Source organism: Anabaena sp. AL93 (assembly GCF_001672085.1).
GTDB lineage: Bacteria > Cyanobacteriota > Cyanobacteriia > Cyanobacteriales > Nostocaceae > Dolichospermum > Dolichospermum heterosporum.
In genome coordinates this window covers 1-20,271 of record NZ_LJOU01000048.1, presented here as the reverse complement: position 1 = coordinate 20,271, position 20,271 = coordinate 1, and the positions used below count along the sequence as shown (strand labels likewise).

17 protein-coding genes, 1 tRNA gene and 1 pseudogene are annotated in these 20,271 nt (G+C 38.1%); 12 read left to right on the top strand and 7 right to left on the bottom strand.

Annotated elements, in window-relative coordinates; translation table 11 throughout:
* Positions 1–113: 113 nt before the first annotated feature.
* The 4 genes from AN486_RS13835 (at position 114) to AN486_RS13820 (ending at position 5,579) form a co-directional block, all read left to right on the top strand.
* Entirely contained in the window at positions 114–1,820 is a 1,707-nt protein-coding gene (locus tag AN486_RS13835) for a serine/threonine-protein kinase (protein ID WP_290601120.1), read from the top strand.
* A gap of 687 nt (positions 1,821–2,507) precedes the next feature.
* On the top strand, positions 2,508–3,746 hold the full coding sequence (gene trpB / locus AN486_RS13830; protein WP_053541383.1) for a tryptophan synthase subunit beta: 1,239 nt from the start codon (positions 2,508–2,510) through the stop codon (positions 3,744–3,746).
* A 560-nt stretch (positions 3,747–4,306) separates the two neighbouring features.
* The gene (locus AN486_RS13825) at positions 4,307–4,858 is read left to right on the top strand and encodes a CAP domain-containing protein (RefSeq protein ID WP_039205210.1); all 552 of its coding nucleotides are present in this window, start codon (positions 4,307–4,309) and stop codon (positions 4,856–4,858) included.
* Positions 4,859–4,949: 91 nt separating this feature from the next.
* The gene (locus tag AN486_RS13820) at positions 4,950–5,579 is read left to right on the top strand and encodes a ribonuclease D (protein ID WP_168635792.1); all 630 of its coding nucleotides are present in this window, start codon (positions 4,950–4,952) and stop codon (positions 5,577–5,579) included.
* 753 nt (positions 5,580–6,332) lie between these two features.
* Here AN486_RS13820 and AN486_RS13815 read toward each other — a convergent pair.
* Positions 6,333–6,416 (bottom strand) — tRNA-Leu (locus AN486_RS13815).
* Positions 6,417–6,700: 284 nt separating this feature from the next.
* On the opposite strand from AN486_RS13815, the gene murA reads away from it, so the two are divergent.
* Both murA and AN486_RS13805 read left to right on the top strand, forming a co-directional pair.
* Entirely contained in the window at positions 6,701–8,080 is a 1,380-nt protein-coding gene (gene murA, locus AN486_RS13810) for a UDP-N-acetylglucosamine 1-carboxyvinyltransferase (protein WP_081424310.1), read from the top strand.
* 127 nt (positions 8,081–8,207) lie between these two features.
* Positions 8,208–9,302 carry a Gfo/Idh/MocA family oxidoreductase gene (locus tag AN486_RS13805; protein ID WP_290601115.1) on the top strand — a complete coding sequence of 365 codons (1,095 nt, stop codon included), beginning with the start codon at positions 8,208–8,210 and terminating at the stop codon, positions 9,300–9,302.
* A 14-nt stretch (positions 9,303–9,316) separates the two neighbouring features.
* Here the strand turns inward: AN486_RS13805 and AN486_RS13800 are convergent, their stop codons facing one another.
* Complete coding sequence (locus tag AN486_RS13800) at positions 9,317–9,463, bottom strand: hypothetical protein (protein WP_190384633.1); 147 nt, start codon at positions 9,461–9,463, stop codon at positions 9,317–9,319.
* Positions 9,451–10,770, bottom strand: a complete 1,320-nt coding sequence (locus AN486_RS13795; RefSeq protein ID WP_290601112.1) for an AAA family ATPase — start codon at positions 10,768–10,770, stop codon at positions 9,451–9,453. Before AN486_RS13795 ends, AN486_RS13800 begins: the two co-directional genes overlap by 13 nt.
* 124 nt (positions 10,771–10,894) lie before the next feature.
* Here AN486_RS13795 and AN486_RS13790 point away from each other — a divergent pair, with 124 nt between their 5' ends.
* A complete protein-coding gene (locus tag AN486_RS13790; RefSeq protein ID WP_290601110.1) occupies positions 10,895–11,650 on the top strand; it encodes a Uma2 family endonuclease in 756 nt (251 codons plus the stop codon).
* Here AN486_RS13790 and AN486_RS13785 read toward each other — a convergent pair whose 3' ends face one another.
* Both AN486_RS13785 and AN486_RS13780 read right to left on the bottom strand, forming a co-directional pair.
* Complete coding sequence (locus AN486_RS13785; RefSeq protein WP_168635789.1) at positions 11,651–12,421, bottom strand: nucleoside phosphorylase; 771 nt, start codon at positions 12,419–12,421, stop codon at positions 11,651–11,653.
* A gap of 164 nt (positions 12,422–12,585) precedes the next feature.
* Positions 12,586–14,118, bottom strand: coding sequence for a YifB family Mg chelatase-like AAA ATPase (locus tag AN486_RS13780; RefSeq protein WP_190384595.1), 1,533 nt, complete (start codon positions 14,116–14,118; stop codon positions 12,586–12,588).
* A gap of 120 nt (positions 14,119–14,238) precedes the next feature.
* Here AN486_RS13780 and AN486_RS13775 point away from each other — a divergent pair.
* From AN486_RS13775 to AN486_RS13765, 3 genes and pseudogenes are all read left to right on the top strand, one after another.
* Positions 14,239–14,496: pseudogene (locus tag AN486_RS13775) on the top strand (Uma2 family endonuclease); the annotation flags it as partial.
* Positions 14,497–14,588: 92 nt separating this feature from the next.
* A complete protein-coding gene (locus AN486_RS13770; RefSeq protein ID WP_290601106.1) occupies positions 14,589–14,909 on the top strand; it encodes a hypothetical protein in 321 nt (106 codons plus the stop codon).
* A complete protein-coding gene (locus AN486_RS13765) occupies positions 14,870–15,250 on the top strand; it encodes a hypothetical protein (RefSeq protein WP_290601104.1) in 381 nt (126 codons plus the stop codon). Before AN486_RS13770 ends, AN486_RS13765 begins: the two co-directional genes overlap by 40 nt.
* Before the next feature lie 71 nt (positions 15,251–15,321).
* On the opposite strand, the gene AN486_RS13760 is transcribed toward AN486_RS13765, so the two are convergent.
* Positions 15,322–16,188: an Rpn family recombination-promoting nuclease/putative transposase gene (locus tag AN486_RS13760; protein ID WP_290601102.1), complete on the bottom strand. Its 867-nt coding sequence runs from the start codon at positions 16,186–16,188 to the stop codon at positions 15,322–15,324.
* Between the two features lie 96 nt (positions 16,189–16,284).
* Between AN486_RS13760 and AN486_RS13755 the strand changes: the two genes are divergently transcribed.
* Positions 16,285–16,635 carry a histidine triad nucleotide-binding protein gene (locus AN486_RS13755; RefSeq protein ID WP_053540747.1) on the top strand — a complete coding sequence of 117 codons (351 nt, stop codon included), beginning with the start codon at positions 16,285–16,287 and terminating at the stop codon, positions 16,633–16,635.
* A 379-nt stretch (positions 16,636–17,014) separates the two neighbouring features.
* A complete protein-coding gene (locus AN486_RS13750; RefSeq protein ID WP_053540746.1) occupies positions 17,015–18,145 on the top strand; it encodes an aldo/keto reductase in 1,131 nt (376 codons plus the stop codon).
* 92 nt (positions 18,146–18,237) lie between these two features.
* Here the strand turns inward: AN486_RS13750 and AN486_RS13745 are convergent, their stop codons facing one another.
* Entirely contained in the window at positions 18,238–20,124 is a 1,887-nt protein-coding gene (locus AN486_RS13745) for a cation:proton antiporter (RefSeq protein WP_290601099.1), read from the bottom strand.
* Positions 20,125–20,271 lie beyond the last annotated feature (147 nt).

Below are 20,271 nucleotides of genomic sequence, written 5' to 3'. Positions count from 1 at the left end.
AATTGGTAATTGGTAATTGGTAGAAAGCAAAATTAAAGATACATATTTACCTCTTACCCCTATTCCCTATTCCCTATTCCCTATTCCCTGTTCCCTGTTCCCTGTTCCCTATTATGAGCCTTTGCATTAATCCAGTTTGTCTTCAACCTAACCATCCAGATAATGACGAAAACCGTTTTTGTCAAAGTTGTGGTTCTCAATTGGAATTGATAGGACGTTATCGAGTATTACGTTTATTGAGTGATAAAACTGGATTTGGCAAAATTTACGAAGCCTACCAACAAGACACCCCAAAAATTCTCAAAGTCCTGAAAGAAGAATTAACAAATGATAGTAAAGCATTAGCACTATTTCAACAAGAAGCTAACGTTTTACAACAACTAAATCATCCTGGTATTCCGCAAACAGAAGGTTATTTTCCCTATCAAACCAGAAATAATCTCATCTTGCATTGTATGGTGATGGAAAAAATTGAAGGCCCAAATTTAGAACAATGGTTAAAACAACAACAAAACCGTCCCATTTCTGAAGCCCAAGCCATAGTCTGGTTAAAACAACTATTAGAAATATTAGATTTAGTTCATAACCAACAATACCTACATAGAGATATTAAACCATCAAATATCATGATTCGTCCAGATGGACAATTAGTATTAATTGACTTTGGTACAGCCAGAGAAATTACCAGAACCTATTTAGCCAATGGTGGAGGAATGACAGCAATTTCATCATCAGGTTATAGTCCCCCAGAACAAATGCAAGGACAAGCCATACCTGCATCAGATTTCTTTGCTTTAGGACGGACATTTGTATTTTTATTAACGGGATTTCCCCCCGAACAATTGTATGATCCTCATTTAGATGTTTTACAATGGCGACATCATGCCAATCATATTTCTCCATTATTATTAGATTTCATTGATTGGTTAATGTCAATGGCAGTCAATCAACGTCCTAGCAATGCTGAAGAAATTTCTAGAAGATTAGCAGAAATTGAAGATAACCTCACAAAAAATACCTCCGGAACCGGGAATATTGGCGGGTTAGGAAAAACAGAAATAATTAATAACCCAACTACCAATAATACCGTTATTACCCCGCAAAAACAACCTGAAAAATTACCATTATTATCCTGGTTTGCAGCTTTAATAGTTTCTTTATTACTACTTTGGTGGGTATCATTAGCATTTAGAAATACCAAATTTGCGGCTTTACCTCCTGACTATGGACAAGCACCAGTTAAACAAGGCAAAGTTGATTATTTCCCCTATGAAGAAGGAAAAGATAGTCAAGGGAGAGTTGCCGAATTTAATATTGCGGTTTTATCAGTGGAATATAAATGGCAATTAGGCAGTACATATCAAATTAAATATAATGATCAAACTATTACCCTTGATTCCTTAAAATCTAATTTAGAACAAGAAGGAATTCAGAAAATAATGGAAAATCCCAGCGAGATTATTTCCGTAGGAACAGCTTCTTGCGAAGGTGATATTACCGCCGAACAAAGTCGCGCCTTAGAACGTTCTAAACAAATCCAATTATTAGGAAAAAAGATATTTAGTAGTACATCCAGTGTTAAAGGTTATCGCTTATTAAATCTGGGACAATTTCAGAGAAAAGATTGTCAAGTAAGCCTTGATTCAACAGCTTATCAACGTAGTATTATTATCATTGGTGTCAAAAAACAAGCTGAAGGGGTAATATTAGATGAAGCATTAAGAGATAGATTAGAGAAAAAGCCTTTTGCTGATTTTAAATTAGAGGATTATTCTCTCGGTTCAATAGATAAATTTAAAACAGTACCTAGTAATTTATAGTAATTATCTATTGCTCACGAGGGAATAAGATAAAATTCTCTTATTTAACTCTTATTTAAATAGAGAACTCTCTAGTTCCCATGCTCCGCGTGGGAATGCAGTTAAGAGGCTCTGCCTCAATTATAAGGGACTTCCAAATAAAAAAATACTCAACCACCTAACGCAAAAATCTCTCAAACCCTTATTTCTCTGTGTCCTCTGCGCCTCTGTGGTTCGTTAATCAGGATAATTTATTTCTTGGAAGTCCCTAACTGGAGGTAGAACCTCTAAAATGGCATTCCCAGTCAGAGACTGGGAACGAGGGAATAAGATAAAATTCCCTTATTTAACTCTTATTTAAATAGAGAACTCTCTAGTTCCCATGCTCCGCGTGGGAATACAGTTAAGAGGCTCTGCCTCAATTATAAGGGACTTCCAAATAAAAAAATACTCAACCACCTAACGCAAAAATCTCTCAAACCCTTATTCCTCTGTGTCCTCTGCGCCTCTGTGGTTCGTTAATCAGGATAATTTATTTCTTGGAAGTCCCTAACTGGAGGTAGAACCTCTAAAATGGCATTCCCAGTCAGAGACTGGGAACGAGAAACGAGAATTGTGGAGATTGGGAAGGGGGGACTAGCTAGAAGCCCTGACTACAATATTGTTCTAGAATTACAATTAACTTTGTTCTCTTATTTTACCCAATCCGTGACTACTACTCCTCTCTCTCCTCATTTCTCACAAACGGCTTCAGTACCTGATACTCTAGGACGTTTTGGCAGCTTTGGTGGTAAGTATGTTCCTGAAACTTTGATGCCGGCGTTGGCTGAATTAGAAGCAGCATATCAGAAGTATCGCCATGAATCGGCTTTTCAAGCTGAATTACAAGGTTTATTGAAAGATTATGTCGGACGGGCTACTCCTTTGTACTTTGCTGAAAGGCTGACTGCTAATTATGCTCGTCCTGATGGTACAGGGGCGCAAATCTACTTGAAGCGGGAAGATTTGAACCATACTGGCGCACATAAGATTAATAATGCTCTCGGTCAGGTATTATTAGCCAAGCGTATGGGTAAACGGCGGATTATTGCGGAAACTGGTGCAGGACAACATGGTGTAGCAACGGCGACTGTTTGCGCTCGGTTTGGTTTGGAATGTATTATTTACATGGGTGTTCACGACATGGAACGCCAATCTTTAAATGTGTTCAGAATGCGGCTGATGGGGGCGGAAGTTCGTCCGGTGTCTGCGGGGACGGGAACTCTCAAAGATGCCACTTCTGAAGCCATCCGGGACTGGGTAACGAATGTGGAAACGACCCATTACATCCTGGGTTCTGTGGCTGGTCCCCATCCTTACCCGATGATGGTTCGGGATTTTCATGCGGTGATTGGTGAGGAAACTCGCGCTCAAGCGATGGAAAAATGGGGTGGGTTGCCTGATATTCTGGTGGCTTGTGTGGGTGGTGGTTCTAATGCTATGGGACTATTTCACGAGTTTGTGAAAGAATCGTCTGTGCGGTTAATTGGGGTGGAGGCTGCTGGTGAGGGTGTGGATACTGGCAAACACGCAGCTACTCTGACAAAGGGACAGGTTGGTGTGTTACATGGTTCGATGAGTTATCTTTTGCAGGATGATGATGGACAGGTGATTGAACCCCATTCTATTAGTGCTGGGTTGGATTATCCTGGCGTTGGTCCTGAACACAGTTATATGAAGGATATTGGCAGGGCTGAATATTACAGTGTAACGGATGCTGAGGCTTTGGAAGCGTTCCAACGGTTGTCGAAGTTGGAGGGTATTATACCAGCTTTGGAAACTTCTCATGCGATCGCTTACCTGGAAACTCTCTGTCCTCAACTTGCTGGTAGTCCTAATCTCATTATCAACTGTTCTGGGCGCGGCGATAAGGATGTGCAAACGGCGGCTAAGTTCTTAATTCACTAATTATACCCAACACGGCTTAATTATTTGATTCACAAGGTAGGGGTTTAGCTCATGCTCATTGGTGTCAACTTAACGTAAAACCTCTATCCCGCAAAGAACTCAAGTCATCTCATTCCCAGTCTCTGACTGGGAATGAATTCTAGAAGGCTCTGCCTTCAATAATATTAGAGGCAGAGCCTCATTAACTGCATTCCTAGTCAGAGACTAGGAACGAGATGTGGTAGGGATTTGAGCTTAAGTTGACTGCTATTCCTATCTTGATCTAATTCTTCCTCCTGACTCCTGCTGTAAGTTTTTGTCAAAAATAATTGATTAATAAAAATAGTATCTATGACATCTATCATTGGATACTATTTATTACTAATGATTTTGATTAATAATGTAGTGTAAATAACATCTATTAGTTTTATAGTCATGAGTGAGATATGACTGCTTTGAATTGTGAAAATTTGATGATTCTTTAGTTTATATTCGGCAAATAGTATCCTGGTAAGTATTCTGATAATCAGAAGATAGGGTATATATCCAGTAAATCCATACATTACTTAGCTTAAAAATCTATGTTACGACAAACTGCTTTTGGCATCGCTTTAAGTACGCTTGTCATCGCTAGTGGCTATATGACTGCTGCGAATCCAGATAATAGTTCTGCTAAACAAACTGGCGGATATCAGCCTTCATCACTGGTGACAAGTCAAGCCAAAATATCTAATCTTGGGTTTGAAACTACTAATTTAGAGAAATCGGTTTTTACTCAAATTAATCAATATCGGGCAAAACGCGGGCTAAAACAACTAAATTTAAGCGAAAAAATCAGTCAGCAAGCCAGGATTCACAGTCAAAATATGGCGACGGGTGAAGTTCCTTTTAGCCATCAAGGATTTGAACAGCGGGTGATGGCGATTCCTCTTAAATACACTAGTGCGGCAGAAAATGTGGCTTATAATACTGGATATAGCAATCCTGCCAATGAGGCGGTTTCTGGTTGGTTAAAAAGTCCCGGTCATCTGAAGAATCTTCAGGGTAAATATAATTTAACTGGGGTTGGTGTGGCTACTAATCAGAAGGGGGAAGTGTATTTAACGCAAATATTTTTGAATGCTAATAAGTAGGGGTTGCTGATGGGGTAGGAGTCAGGGGGAAGAAAGAAATTTTGGGTCATGTTGTCTGGCAAAATAAAGATAATTTATATTTGATAAGTTCATGACATTACAAGATTTTCAGGTTAGCGATCGCGACTTAAGTGATGAAATTCTGGCTGAGTATTTAAGATCTCCGGCGATCGCTGTTGATACGGAAACGATGGGACTTTTACCTGGGCGCGATCGCTTATGTCTAGTTCAACTCTGCAACCCGGAAGGACAAGTCACAGCCATTCGGATCTCTAGAGGACAAACGGTAGCACCAAATTTGAAAGTTTTAATGGAAGCAACTGATATTGTCAAGGTTTTCCACTTTGCCAGATTTGATGTTGCTACTTTACGGCAGAATTTAGATATTATTGTACAGCCCATTTTTTGTACTAAAATTGCTAGTAAGTTAGCTAGAACTTATACAAATCGTCATGGTTTAAAAGATGTGGTTTTAGAGTTGGAAAAAGTGGAATTAGACAAAAGTTCCCAATGTTCTGATTGGGGTAATGCTAGTAATTTATCTGATGCACAATTAAGTTATGCGGCTAATGATGTCCGTTATTTGTTAAGTGTACGAGAAAAGCTTACAACTATGTTAGAACGGGAAGAACGTTCGCAAGTTGCCCAAGAATGTTTTCAAGTTTTACCCACAATAGTTACTTTAGATTTATTACAATTCAAGGATTTATTTGAACATTGATAAGTAGGTTGGCGTTGAAAATTGTCGTTATAGCAAGGCAAGAGGCAAGAGGCAAGAGGCAAGAGGCAAGAGTAAAGAAGTTTTCAGCGATTTTACGTTTCTTTACACAGTTTGGTTTTAGGGACTTCCAAATAAAAAAATACTCAACCACCTAACGCAAAAATCTCTCAAACCCTTATTCCTCTGTGTCCTCTGCGCCTCTGTGGTTCGTTAATCAGGATAATTTATTTCTTGGAAGTCCCTTATTGTGTTCACCTACTTACAGCAGGAGTCACCATTATTCCTCAAATTACCCCACCCTAACCCTCCCCGATGCTTTGGGGAGGGGACTGATTTTTCCGGTTTCCCCCAAAGCATCGGGGGGATTAAGGGGGGTAATTTAACTTGTGTGTACACGATAGCCTTTATAAGATAAGGGGTAGAACATTTGATACAGCAATTATGACTTTTCAAACACCCTCTTAGAGTTATCCAATTTAAAAAGTATCCCAAATTTTCTTGTGGTGCGGGCATCTTGCCCGCTAACTATACAAGAACGTTTTAGAGAACTCGACAAAAAGAAATGCCCAATGTCACTCTGTTCGCGCAGCGTGCCAGAGGCATTACGAAACGAAGTGTAGTGAAGAATCTCTTGAGATGTTTCGTTTCGCTATGGCTAACGCCACGCTCCGCGAACGCTACATTCAGCATGACAAAACAGGATCATTTATTTTGTGGCTTACTCTTAGTAAAAAGCTACATCCAAAATTGATATGCGGAACCCGGGACTTGAACCCGGAAGCCCGTGAAGGCACTAGAACCTGAATCTAGCGCGTCTGCCAATTCCGCCAGTTCCGCAGGGATTGAATCTTATTAACAGTTTATCATTATTGCCTAATTTTTTTGATTTGTCAAGAAAAGATTTGCCAGAATAGAGACAGAAAAATTTTAAAATTTTGTTCACATCTAGCCAATCCCCATTTTTCCAATCAAGCTGGCATACTGCATGATAGAATCTAACGACATTTATGGCATTTGACAACTTAGAGAAGACTCTTCTTTGCTTTTAGCCAGAAGATAATCGACTTAGAATAAAAAGCAACGTCAAACCTTTATAATTACGTACTTTTGGAGGTAGGCTTATTAATTCTTCTAGCAGCTTACCAGATGCCAAGTCTTCACTGGCAACAGACTCCTCAGTCTTGCAAATCAGTGGAGGGCATCCTTTGGGGGGTCATGTAAAAATTAGCGGAGCTAAGAATTCCGCCCTGGTAATCATGGCTGGAACATTCCTCTGTTCCGGTGATTGTCGCATTCGCAACGTTCCCTTATTAGCGGACGTAGAACGGATGGGACAAGTTTTATCAGCTTTAGGATTACGTTTAAATAGAGAAGGGGACATTTTAGATGTTGATGCGCGAGAAATTACCACATCTAAAGCCCCTTATGAACTAGTTACCCAACTGCGAGCCAGTTTCTTTGCCATTGGTCCAATTTTAGCTCGACTAGGAGTAGCACAAATGCCCTTACCAGGGGGTTGTGCCATTGGTGCTAGACCGGTAGATTTGCACGTCAGAGGACTGCAAGCAATGGGCGCAGAAGTGTTAATTGAACACGGTATTTGCAATGCTCATGTTCCTGGGAATAATGGCAGATTAACAGGAGCAAAAATCTATTTAGATACTCCCAGTGTTGGTGCGACAGAAACCTTGATGATGGCTGCTACCCTAGCAGATGGAGAAACCATCATTGACAACGCTGCCAGAGAGCCAGAAGTAGTTGATTTAGCTAACTTCTGTAACTCAATGGGAGCAAAAATTCAAGGTGCAGGAACAAGTACAATTACGATAGTCGGTGTACCTAAATTACACTCTACTGATTATACTATTATTCCTGACCGCATTGAAGCAGGAACATTATTAATTGCTGGTGCAATTACCCGTTCTGAACTACTTCTATCTCCTGTTGTACCAGATCATTTAATCCCCGTTATTGCCAAGTTGCAGGAGATTGGTGTATCTATTATTGAGGAAGGGAAAGATTGCTTACGGATTTTGCCAGCGAAAACTCTCAAAGCTATAAATATTGATACCTTGCCCCATCCTGGTTTTCCTACGGATATGCAAGCACCTTTCATGGCTTTACTAACTGTAGCTGAAGGTGACAGTATCATTAACGAATCAGTCTTTGAAAATCGCTTGCGTCATGCTTCTGAGTTAAATCGTCTGGGCGCAGATATCCGTGTTAAAGGTAATACTGCTTTTGTTCGGGGAGTGCCAGTGTTATCGGGCGCACCAGTCATAGGCACGGATTTAAGAGCTTCCGCAGCTTTAGTCATAGCCGGATTAGCAGCGACGGGAACAACCATTGTTCAAGGATTACACCACTTAGATCGAGGCTATAATCGTCTGGATCTAAAGTTGCAGCAGTTAGGAGCGAAAATTCTGCGCGTAAATGAAGCATCGAAAGATGTAGATTTACTTGCTAATAACACTATTACCCCACCCTCAGTTTCTATCTAAGGTTTGAGTATTTTGTCTCTGTGAATTTAATGGCGATTATTTTTAATTATTAATAATTTTCGCCATTAACTTTCTGAAAATCCAATTAATCTGTACAATTATTAAGTAAATTTTATAAAAACTAAACATGATTGGGGTAGCAGTTGTTGGTACGGGATTTGGTCAAAAAGTTCATATTCCTACATTTCAAGCACATCATAATACTAAAATCGTCGCTGTTTATCATCGAGATATTAATAAAGCAAAAACTATTGCTGCCAGTCATAATATCCCCTATGCAAGCGATAATTTAGCAGAAATTCTAGCTTTACCCACAGTTGAAGCTGTCAGCATTTCCACACCGCCATTTTTGCATTATGAAATGGCTAAACAGGTTTTGCAAGCTGGTAAACATCTCTTGTTAGAAAAACCTATAACTTTAAATGTCACTGAAGCTAAAGAATTGTATCAGTTAGCAAAGAGTCAAGGTGTAATTGCAACTGTAGATTTTGAATTTCGGTTTGTTCCAGAATGGCAATTTTTCGCTCAACTTCTGGCTGCAAATTATGTGGGGAATATCCGATTAATTAAAATTGATTGGTTGGGTTCTTCTCGCGCTGATACTTCTCGTCCTTGGAATTGGTATTCTAGTAAAGAAAAAGGTGGAGGTGCTTTAGGTTCTTTAGGTTCTCATGCTTTCGATTATATTAATTGGTTATTCGGTTCAGTTGGTAAATTAAATGCTCATTTAATTACTGCTATTTCTGAAAGAGTGAACCCTGCAAATGGGGAATTACAAGCAGTTGATACTGATGATACTTGTTTATTATCTTTGGAATTAGTAAATGGTACACCTTGTCAAGTTTCTATTAGTGCAGTTGTTCATGCAGAAAGAACTCATTGGATAGAAGTATATGGGGATAAGGGAACATTAGTTTTAGGTAGTAAAAATCAAAAAGACTATATTCATGGTTTTCAAATTTGGGGTTCTCAACCGGGTGAATCCTTAAAAGAAATAGCAGTTCCGCAACAATTTCTCTTTCCTCAACATTATCATGATGGGCGAATTTGTGCTTTTCTTCGGGTTGTTGATGAATGGGTAAAAGGAATTACTAATCATCAACAAACTACACCTTCTCTAAAAGAAGGGGTTTATTCGCAATTGTTAATGGATTTATCCCATGAATCTCATGAAAGAGGAAGTTGGGTAAATGTACCAAGTTTGGGAGAGTTTTTAGATTAGGTGAATGATGATGACTAATAATTACTACAGAAATCATGTAGATAATTATAAAGTTCTCGAAATAAAGGACATCTTTTTTGTAAATTTTCTGGGACTATTTTTAGTAATAGCAAAGGTGTATGTAACCATTCACCTGCAAATACCCAAACTACCACGGACATCCTCCCACAGTAGGATCTCCTACACGATATAAATCACCTAATTGCCATCCTTCTTCTAGTTTTTGATCTAAAATTTCATGAGAGAGTGTTTTCATGGAAAAATGCGTTTTATCTTGAGAATAAAAACAATAAACATTTTCTAAGCAATCTGTAAAATGATCTAAAAGATCAGGACTATGAGTAGTGATAATAATTTGAGTTTTTCTAGCAGCTTGTTTAATCCATTCTGCTAAAATTGGCATCCAAGATACGTGCAAACCTAATTCTGGTTCATCAATAACTAATAAGGAAGGTAAAATAGGAGAATATAATATAGTCGCCCAGCATAACATTCTTACCGTTCCATCTGACATTTCTGTGAGATAAAATGGTTCTTTAATATCTTCAAAATGCCATTCTAGTGTTAATGATAAGCGCCCAGAACGAATAGAACGTAGCCGACGAGTTTTAGGCAAAATAGACTTCATAGCATTATTAATACTGTCTTCAAAGTCAATATTTTCCTGGGTTAAATTCTCAAATACTAAAGGTAAATTATTTCCTGATGTAGATAAATAAATATCATTTCCTCCTATTTTTGGTTCTGAATTTCTAATTTGATGCAAATCCATGTTATTCGCATTATAAAATTGCCATTGAGAAATAAATGCAATTAACTCTCTTCTAACTTTATAAGCAGGTGTGGTTAGTGTAGTTATCAGTTTATTTTGACTATTTTCCAATAATTCTGAAAGTGCATTTAAACCTAAAATATTTGCAGGAATATTATCTAATACTTCAAAATGTGTTCCTACTTTCTGTTCAGATTGGTTATAGACTGATATAACGCCTTTACCTATATTTTGCAGTTTTGGATCATGAAATTTATAATAATAAAAAGGTGATGACTCTGGATTGGGTAAATCATCTCCACTATATAAAGATTCTTGATGAATAGTTAATTTCTGTTTTTTTCTATCTACAAATAAATCAATATCCAGAATTGGACTTTTAATTCGACTACTATATTGTAATATTTCCGAAAACCCATATTGTAATTTAATTACAGCAGGACTATCCACACTATTATCTAAAATCCTATCATTACCAAACCTACTAATTGCTTCTTCAAAACTAGTAATACCACGACTTTCATCAGGAATACTAGTTAAACAATCCTTTAAAAATTTTAATGTACTGATAAAATTACTTTTTCCAGAACCATTTGATCCTATAAAAATATTGAGATTTTTTAACTCTACAGATTGAGATAACGAGAGATTTTTATAGTTTTGGGTAAAAATAAATTTAAGAATTGGTTGATCCATATTTTTTAATTTAAACTATATAAAAATGTTTTTTGGCTGAGAAAATTATACAATATATTTTCTGAGATTTACAATAAAAATATATTAGGATACAATAAAAATAAATCAACTAAAGGTGGCGTTTATGGCAACCCTACTCAGTGAAACCAAATCACAGACTGGACTGGTCATCTCTTGGGAAGCCTTACCCGATGATTTTCAGTTGGAGGATGAACCAGTGGAAAATACAGGACAGCCACTTTTAGCGGGGGCTTTGCGGGAAAGTTTAGAAATCAGTGGATTTATTCAACCACAAATGTTAATCGCTGCCAATTTTGGTCTGTGTGCCACGTTAAATGAGCAATTTGTGGCTAAAGCACCAGATTGGGTATATGTGCCTTCTGTTAAAGAGATATTAGCAGAACGTAAAAGCTATACACCCAATTTGGAAGGGGATATACCTGCTGTAGTGATGGAGTTTTTATCAGATAAAGACGGTGGAGAATATTCAGTTAAGCGTACCTATCCGCCGGGAAAATGGTTTTTTTATGAACAAATTTTACAAGTTGCCATTTACATCATATTTGAGCCAGATGGTGGTTTATTAGAATATTATCAACTGGAAAATGGACGTTATGAATTACAACAACCAGATGAGAATGGTCGTCATTGGATTGACTCAATGGGACTGTTTTTAGGAACTTGGCGAGGGGAAAAGGAAGGTCGTTCTGGCTATTGGTTAAGATGGTGGGATCAAACAGGTAACTTATTACCTTGGGCTGTGGAAAAAATTGAACAGGAACGTCAACGGGCGGAACAAGAACGGGAGGAAAAAGAACGGCTAATAGCTTATTTGCGATCGCAGGGAATTGACCCCAATAATTTGCCCAAAGATGCTTAACTAGATATTTGCAGCCGCACGGATAGCAGTTAAAATGGCATTGTTGATAGCTAAATCCTTTTTTGATAAAATAACATCTTCTGACATGGTACGTTGAGCAACGACAGCACAAACAGCCGCAGCAGCGAAGTTATAAACACCTGCCATTTTGAATAACATTCCTGCTTCCATTTCGTAATTCAAAATATTTAAGCGGCGATATTCTTCGGTAATTCCATTAAGAGATCGGATTAAATAAGGATTAGCTGAATCAGTCCGTTCTTGTCCTTCATAAAAGGTATCAACTGATGCTGTAATTCCTAAATAATGCTCAATTTTTAATTCTTGTGCTGCTTTGACTAAAGCCACTGTGAGAAAAGGATCTGCTGTGGCTGGATACTCTACAGGTGCAATATCATTAGCTGCACCTTGACGACACAAAGCCGCGTTACTAATAACAATACTCCCAACGGATATATGAGGTTGAATTGAGCCACAAGTACCAATGCGAATAATTTTTTGAATACCTACTTGTACTAACTCATTAACCACAATACTCAAAGAAGGCGCACCCATACCACTAGTAGCAGATAAAATCTTTTTTCCATTGGGTAAATCGCCTAAATAGCTATGAAGTCCCCGATTTTCTGATAGTAACTGCACATTTTGTAAATGAGTTTTGGCGATAAAATTAGCCCGCTGGGGATCACCTGATAATAAAGCAATTTCGGGAGGACATTCACCTAAATCTGCTTTGCTAAAACCAATATGATATAGCATTTTATTATTCATGTTTTTCTAGTTGATTAAGTAGTGAGACAGAATTAATTACACAATGTCATTGCGTAAGCGTTGCGTGGCGTTAGCCATATGGAACGAAGTGAAATGAAGCAATTCCAAGGGTTGTGATTGCTTCCCTTCGCTCGCAATGACTGTAAATATTTTTGTCCAATTACTTACTGCATTCTATCAATTGTCCGATATTGAATTGCTTCGGCTACGTGCTGGGGTTTGAGGTTTTCATCTCCTGCTAAATCTGCTATAGTTCGGGATACTTTAAGAATGCGATCGCTCGCTCTTGCAGATAAGCCTAATTTTCTAATTGCTGCTTCTAATAAACTCCGACTAGCATCATCTAATTGACACCATTTTTGTAAATGACGACTTTGCATTTGGGCATTACATTGTAAATTTTCTTCTTTTTGAAACCGAATTACAGCTTTTTCTCTAGCTTTTTCTACTCGTTCGGCTACAGATTTCGATGCTTCTCCTGTTGGTTGTTGGGTAATTTCCTCTGGTTTCAAACGATTTACTGCTACTTGTAAATCAATTCTATCCATTAATGGTCCAGACAATTTTGCCCAATATTGTTCCCGTTGTCGAGGTGAACAAGTACAGCCTTGAATTGTATCACCATAATAACCACAAGGACAGGGATTTGTACTGGCTACTAATGTAAATTGTGCGGGAAAAGTCACAGATTGTTTAGTTCGAGAAATAGTCACAAAACCATCTTCTAAAGGTTGACGCAAAAACTCCAAAACATCTCTTTTAAATTCTGTTAATTCGTCGAGAAAAAGTACACCTCTGTGGGATAATGAAATTTCGCCAGGACGGGGAAAAGTACCACCACCAACCAAAGATGGACCAGATGCGGAATGGTGGGGACTCCGAAAAGGTCTTTCTCTAACTAAAGAACCCCGATTTTTCAACAATCCAGCCACAGAATGAATGCGTGTTACTTCCAAAGATTCAGGAAAACTTAAAGGTGGTAAAATTCCCGATAACCGCCTTGCTAACATCGTTTTTCCGCTTCCTGGTGGTCCAACAAAAATCAAATTGTGTCCCCCCGCAGCCGCAATTTCTAAAGCCCTGCGGGCGTGTGCTTGTCCTTTGACATCCTGCAAATCTGCTAAATTTAAAGATATTGACTGGGAAGTTTCAATTGTTTGATTTAACTGGACAGGTTGGTATTTTTTAGGATTATTTAATAAGTCCACTACATCAGCAACATCTTTGCAACCATAAACCGTTAAACCTTCAACAACAGCAGCTTCTTGGGCATTATCAATAGGAACAACTAAACCCGCAATTCCCATTTTCTTTGCAGTTGCAGCAATAGGAAGAACACCAGCAACAGGACGCAAACTACCATCTAAAGAAACTTCCCCCAAAAATAAAAAATCTCCTAACAAATCGGCGTTAACTTGTTCAGAAGCTGCTAAAATTCCCACACTAATTGGTAAATCAAACGCGGGTCCCTCTTTTCGTAAGTCTGCGGGAGTTAGGTTAATGACAATCTTTCGGATGGGAAAAGCAAAACCCGCATTTTTCAAAGTTGCTTTTACCCGTTCTTTAGATTCTTGAATTGCGGAATCTGGTAAACCTAAAATCACAATTCCCGGTAAACCACCAGAAACATCAACTTCCACACCCACTTTTACAGCGTCAATCCCGATGATAGATGCACTCCAAACTCTAGCCAGCATTTTTTATATATCAATAAACCTTGATCATATCAAAGCAGATTTGTGGGTATATTAACAATGAGTGAAATCACCCAAGAGGATTGTTAATATAATAATAGCAGCTAAAGATGCAGGTGACTTATGGTTCAAGCATTAACAAAATTATTAACCTTTGCACAATTCATCCTTGAATACGGTAACAACCCCCGCTATGAACTTGCAGACGCAGAATTGATTGATATGGAACCAACTGGACCCCATGCAGCCGTGGGTGGTAAACTGGCAACCAAACTGGGTATTGCTATTACTCATGCTGAACTTCCCTGGTTTATTCCTCGCACCTGTCTAATCCGTCCTTTTGCAGAAACAGCCACAGCCCGACGACCTGATATTGTAGTATATATAGGATTAATCAAGAAATAGAAGCAAATATTTTAGCGATTTTTTGATCGTGAAGATTAGCAAATAAATAATTTTACAAGAGGTATATTATGATTTTTGAGAATAAATTGAGCAAACTAACAACTTCTGAAATAATTGATATTCATTTAAATGCTTACCCAAAAGCAATTACCGAAGATTTTGAAATAATCTCCACACTGAAAACTATAGAAGCGGAGATGCGACAGTCTTCTGGGCTTGAAAAATTTAAATCATTTCTTCCTTTTCTGGCTGCTTTTGCAATTCTTGATCAAATTGGCAAATGTTATAAAAATAGTTCAATAAAGGAAAGTATAGCAAAAAAAAAAAAAAAAATTCAATTGAAAAAGCATTGTATTATTTTGGTGATATTGAAGATGAACGAACATTAAAGGAAATACGTTTATTTCGTCATGGAATTGTTCATGATGCGTCCTTATTCTTTTTTGAAAAAACTAAAAATGAATATTACTGCTTTAGATATAGTGATAATAATGAAACATCGAATTTAATAAATTTTGCTGAAGAGATATGGGATGGAAATTTTGATAGTATTAGCCCTAAGAACATGACTATTGTTAATAGAAAAGTTTTAATAAACAAAACTAGCCATATCATTGGAAAATTATCCGAATTAAATAAAATTCCAATGAATTTATTTATTTCGGATTCTTTACCTGGTAAAGAAAAAGAACTAATTAACCGTTATTTTCTGATGATTCCAAGAAATTAGATTTTTTTAAACAGATACAGCGGTTTGCGTAGGTGATTTAAGTATATTTGTCATATTCAAATCTGGGTTAATCACCAATTTTTAAGTATGTGTTTTAGTTCCTGTAAACTTGCAACGGTGAGAATTGAACGTTGAATTGTTTTTAGTGTCTCAAGATTAGATATTTCTGATATTTTCGACATGAATTTTAATCCTTCATTACCAAATTTTACTTCTAAACATAACTCAATGCTAGAGAGTCTGTCTTTTCTTTCTCCTTGTTGTTCACCTTGTTGCATTCCTTGTTGCAATATTTCCTGATACCAAGGTGATTCGCGTAAAACTGTCATATCCCACCTCATAATTTCTTGAACTAAGGAACTATCTAATACAAACGTAGCAAAAAAAGCAAGAACCGTTTCTAATTGATTTAATTGTTCATCAGCTTGCAATAAACGCAATGCTTCCCGAATTATAGATTCATCTTCACCACCTTTGAGAATCGGCACAAAAGGCAGTAGAGACGGTAAAGGTTGTTCTAAGGCAATTTTAACATCTACTTCCCACAGGTTAATTACACGGTAATCTTGACGAACTTGTAAGCCAGCAAGATTAGATTCAAATCGCGTGGGGATTTCAGCATCACCTGTTTTGAGAATGTTAATTAGTACGGGATATGTGGGTAATTTATATTTTTCCTCAGCTAATCCTGCATAAGCTCGCATTCTTCGTGGCAGTTCTGACTTATACCGCAATTGCAATTCATTGAGAACCATAAATTCCCCATATTCTTTACTTTCAGCACGGATAAGTACATCACTTTCCCTACTAATCCATTGAAATTCAGAATTGAGAATTTCCCCAGCAACCACATCCGGGATTTGCGTTACCCATTTTACCCAATTATTGGGTGCAAGACTAATTAAGCGTTTGGTACTAACATCCGCAGGTTTGGCCATAAAACTATAAATGCACTGACTACACAATAGCTTAACTTTTTATCGCCTGTTCCAGCGATCGCTTAAAATCTTTAACAGATGAGTAAGTAAAACTGCATGAGTCCAAACACAGAAACCATTTTCAGCAAAATCATTCGTAAAGAAATTCCCGCGAATATTGTTTATGAAGACGATTTAGCACTAGCCTTTACAGATGTTAACCCCCAAGCACCAGTTCATATTCTCGTTATTCCCAAAAAACCCATAGTCAACCTAGCTACCGCTGAACCAGAAGACGCAGCACTTTTAGGACATCTATTATTAACAGTCCAGAAAGTTGCAGCAGCAGCGGGACTAGAAAACGGTTATCGAGTAGTTATGAATACTGGTGCTGATGGTGGTCAAACAGTCCATCATCTACATATACACATCCTTGGTCGTCGTCCTATGTCCTGGCCTCCAGGTTAATTATAGCGTTTCCCAGGTATGCACAGAAATCAGCTTTCTGTGCTATTTTTACGGAGTAAATAGACAAATAATTGTTGCTTTGTTACCTACTAACTCAAGTTGCTATCTGAAAACGGTTCATAGTTTAACCAAATATGAAACCCCTCTCCAAACCTCTCCCCGCAACGGGGAGAGGCTTTGAACTTGTTATAAAAAAGTTTGTATGATAAAAAAGTCCAGCTTCTAGCCGTTTTGAGTATAGTTATCTAGTTGAGGCTGGTAATAGGTGATAAAATTCCAGTTCTCATCCTGTACATCCTTAAATCCTGGACATCCTGATAGCGAAGCGTGGCGTTAGCCATTTCTGACAATTTCTCTAACTAGCAACTTACGTTACTATATGCAATATCGTCGGTTTGGTAAAACTAATTTATATCTTTCTGTTTTTTCTTTGGGAACAATGCGCTGTTTAATTGATAGCGAAAATGTCCAACAACTTCTGGAAAAAGCTTTATCTTTAGGAATTAATCATTTAGAAACTGCTAGAGGTTACGGTGACAGTGAAGCATATTTAGGTAACGCTATAAAAGCTGGTTTATCAGTACCTCGCAGTCAAATTCACATTACTACCAAAATTCCCCCAACACCTGATGCTGATTCTATGCGTTGGTATATTGATGAATCTTTAAATCGCTTGAATTTAGATTATCTGGATTGTTTAGGAATTCATGGATTAAATACTTGGCAGCATTTAGAATGGGTACAAGCTAAAAATGGCTGTATGCAAGCAGTAGAGGAGGCTGTAAATGATGGGAGAGTGAGACATATTGGGTTTTCTACTCACGGTTCATTAGATATAATTTTAGCAGCAATAAATACAAATCTTTTTAAATTTGTTAATCTCCATTATTACTATTTTTTTCAACATAATGCCCCCGCAATTCAGTTAGCGAAAGAGAAAGATATGGGCGTTTTTATTATTTCTCCTGCTGATAAGGGCGGAAAATTATATACTCCATCCCAAACTTTAAAGGAACTCTGTCACCCATTGACACCATTAGATTTAAATTATCGGTTTTTGCTGAGTGATAACCGCATTCATACTTTGAGTATAGGACCAGCAAAACCAGAAGAGTTAGTAATATCTCCAGAACTTTTTGATCATCAAAATGAATTAACAAAAGCCGAAATTGCCATTTTTGAAAAATTAGAAAATCAGCAAAATAATGTTTTATTAACCGATAAATGTAGTCAATGTTATGCCTGTTTACCTTGCCCGGAAAATATTCATATTCCCGAAGTTTTAAGATTACGAAATTTAGCCGTAGCTTATGACATGACAGATTATGGAAAATATCGTTATGGAATGTTTGAAAATGCCGGACATTGGTTTCCCGGAATGAAAGCCAACCGTTGTACAGAATGTGGTGATTGTTTACCCAAATGTCCAGAAAATTTAGATATTCCCACCTTACTAAAAGATACCCACGAAAGATTACAGGGGAAAGCAGGAAGAAGATTATGGGGGTAAATTGAAAATTTAACCTTGGTTCTTTGCGCCTTTGCGCCTTTGCGTGTTAGCGAAGCGGGGCGAAGCCTGACATATTCATATTTACCAAAAATCTAAGCTTCTTTAACTCTTACTTCCTCAACTTCTGCCAATGTTTCCATAGTTAGGGGTGTAGATTGACTAGCACCAGAGAGAAGTTTTAACAAATTAGGACGGGCATCATATAATAGGTAGATAATGCGATCGCCTATTTCCCATTCTTGAGTAGCCGACATTACCTGTAAACGTTCTTGTCTTTCTAACAATAGTGGTACTAAAATCCCATCTCGAATTTTTTCTTGTATATGTTCTTGTTGAGAGTCAAATTCTGCCGCATTTAATGTAGTTGTTCCCAATTTCACCTGTCCATTCATCAAATATTCATTCCAAGTTTTTACTGGTAAATCAGAGACAAAAGCTTGATCAACTTTACTATTCTCCGAAGGAGATCCTTGAGGATGTCGGGGGAATATGGCTAAAACACGGGGAGGATTAAATTCCTCAGCAGCGCGTTGAGCTAAAACAAAATTCACTTCACCATTACTGGTAATGGCTAAAAAAGTCCCAATCGAACCAATACCAGCTTCTTCCAGTATTTCCCCATCTAAAGCACTACTAGCAATTACTCGGAGATTTTGGGCTTCAGCTTGGGCTAACCGTTCCGGGTCAGTATCAATCATCACTACACTTTCTCCCCGTTCTTGAAAAAAGCGGGCAATTAATAAACCCAGGGGATTACAGCCGACAATTACCGCCCCAGTTGCATCTTTAGAGGTAATTCGTAACCATTTAACCAACCAGCCAGCGGTTAAACCTTGACAAAAAACCGTCATGATAATTGTCAAAAAGACTAAGGCTTTAATCGAATCACCACCATTAATGCCCCTCTGTGTCAGTAAAATCGCAAATAAAGACGCTACAGAGGCGGAAACTATGCCTCTGGGTGCAACCCAACTTAAAAATAGTTTCTGTCGCCAATTTAGATCACTATTCCAAGTACACAAAATAATGTTAATGGGGCGAACAACAAACATTAACACCAAAACGGTGAATAAACTCCCCCAACCTAAAGCCAAGACACTGGCAATGGATAAATCAGCCGCTAGCAGGATGAATAATACAGAAACGCTGAGAATTGTCAGTTGATTTTTAAAGCTTCGCAATAACCGCTCTTCGGGAACTGAAGAGTTAGCAAACACCGCACCTGCTACCACTGTGGTCATAATTCCCGATTCAGAGCGAATCATTTGCGCTAGGGCAAACAACACCCATAAAACTGCCAGTACAACCAGATTTTTCAGTTCAAAAGAGATGAAATTGGCGCGTTTAAACATCCAACTCATTAAATATCCACCAACGCCACCAATGCCCGCACCCACAGCGAAACGTAAAATTAGACCAATAATGGCATTAATCGGGTCTGTATCACCGTTTAAAATTGTATCCAAGACAACGTAAGCCAGGATAGCTCCCACAGGATCTATTAAAATTCCTTCGCCTTCTAATAGCGTTGCGACTTGTCTATCTACGTTTATTTGTTGAATTAATGGACCAATTACGGTTGGTCCGGTGACAACAACAATGGACGCATAAAGCACTGCTATATTCCAGGGAAACTCCCCTAGCCAGTGCGCCGCAAGACTTCCCCCTAGTAGGGTGATCAGAGTTCCCAAGGTGACGAGTAACTGGAGACTGAGGGAAACTTTGCCCAACTCCTGTCGATCTAATTTGAGTCCTCCTTCAAACAAAATGATTGCTGTTGCTAGGGAAACAATCACTTCTAATCCTGTTCCTAGTAAATGGGGTTGTAATATTCCCAGCCCGTCTTTACCTAACAGGATGCCTAATAAGAGTAGTAACACGATGCTAGGTAATTTGAAATATGCAGCCATTACCTGGGCGCTAATGCCTGCAAAAACAGTGATCACCATCTGGAGGGTGATTTCAAAAGGTGCTTCCATGTTGTAGATTTTGAGCCATTGATTTCAAAATCCTCTCTAAAGAATCATAAACATTAAGTTTACAAAAATTGTAGTCTGATTATTTTTTTTGGCAAAAGGCAAGAGGTGAAGGCAAGTAGGGGGGGTAGGGGGGTAGGGGGGTGGAGG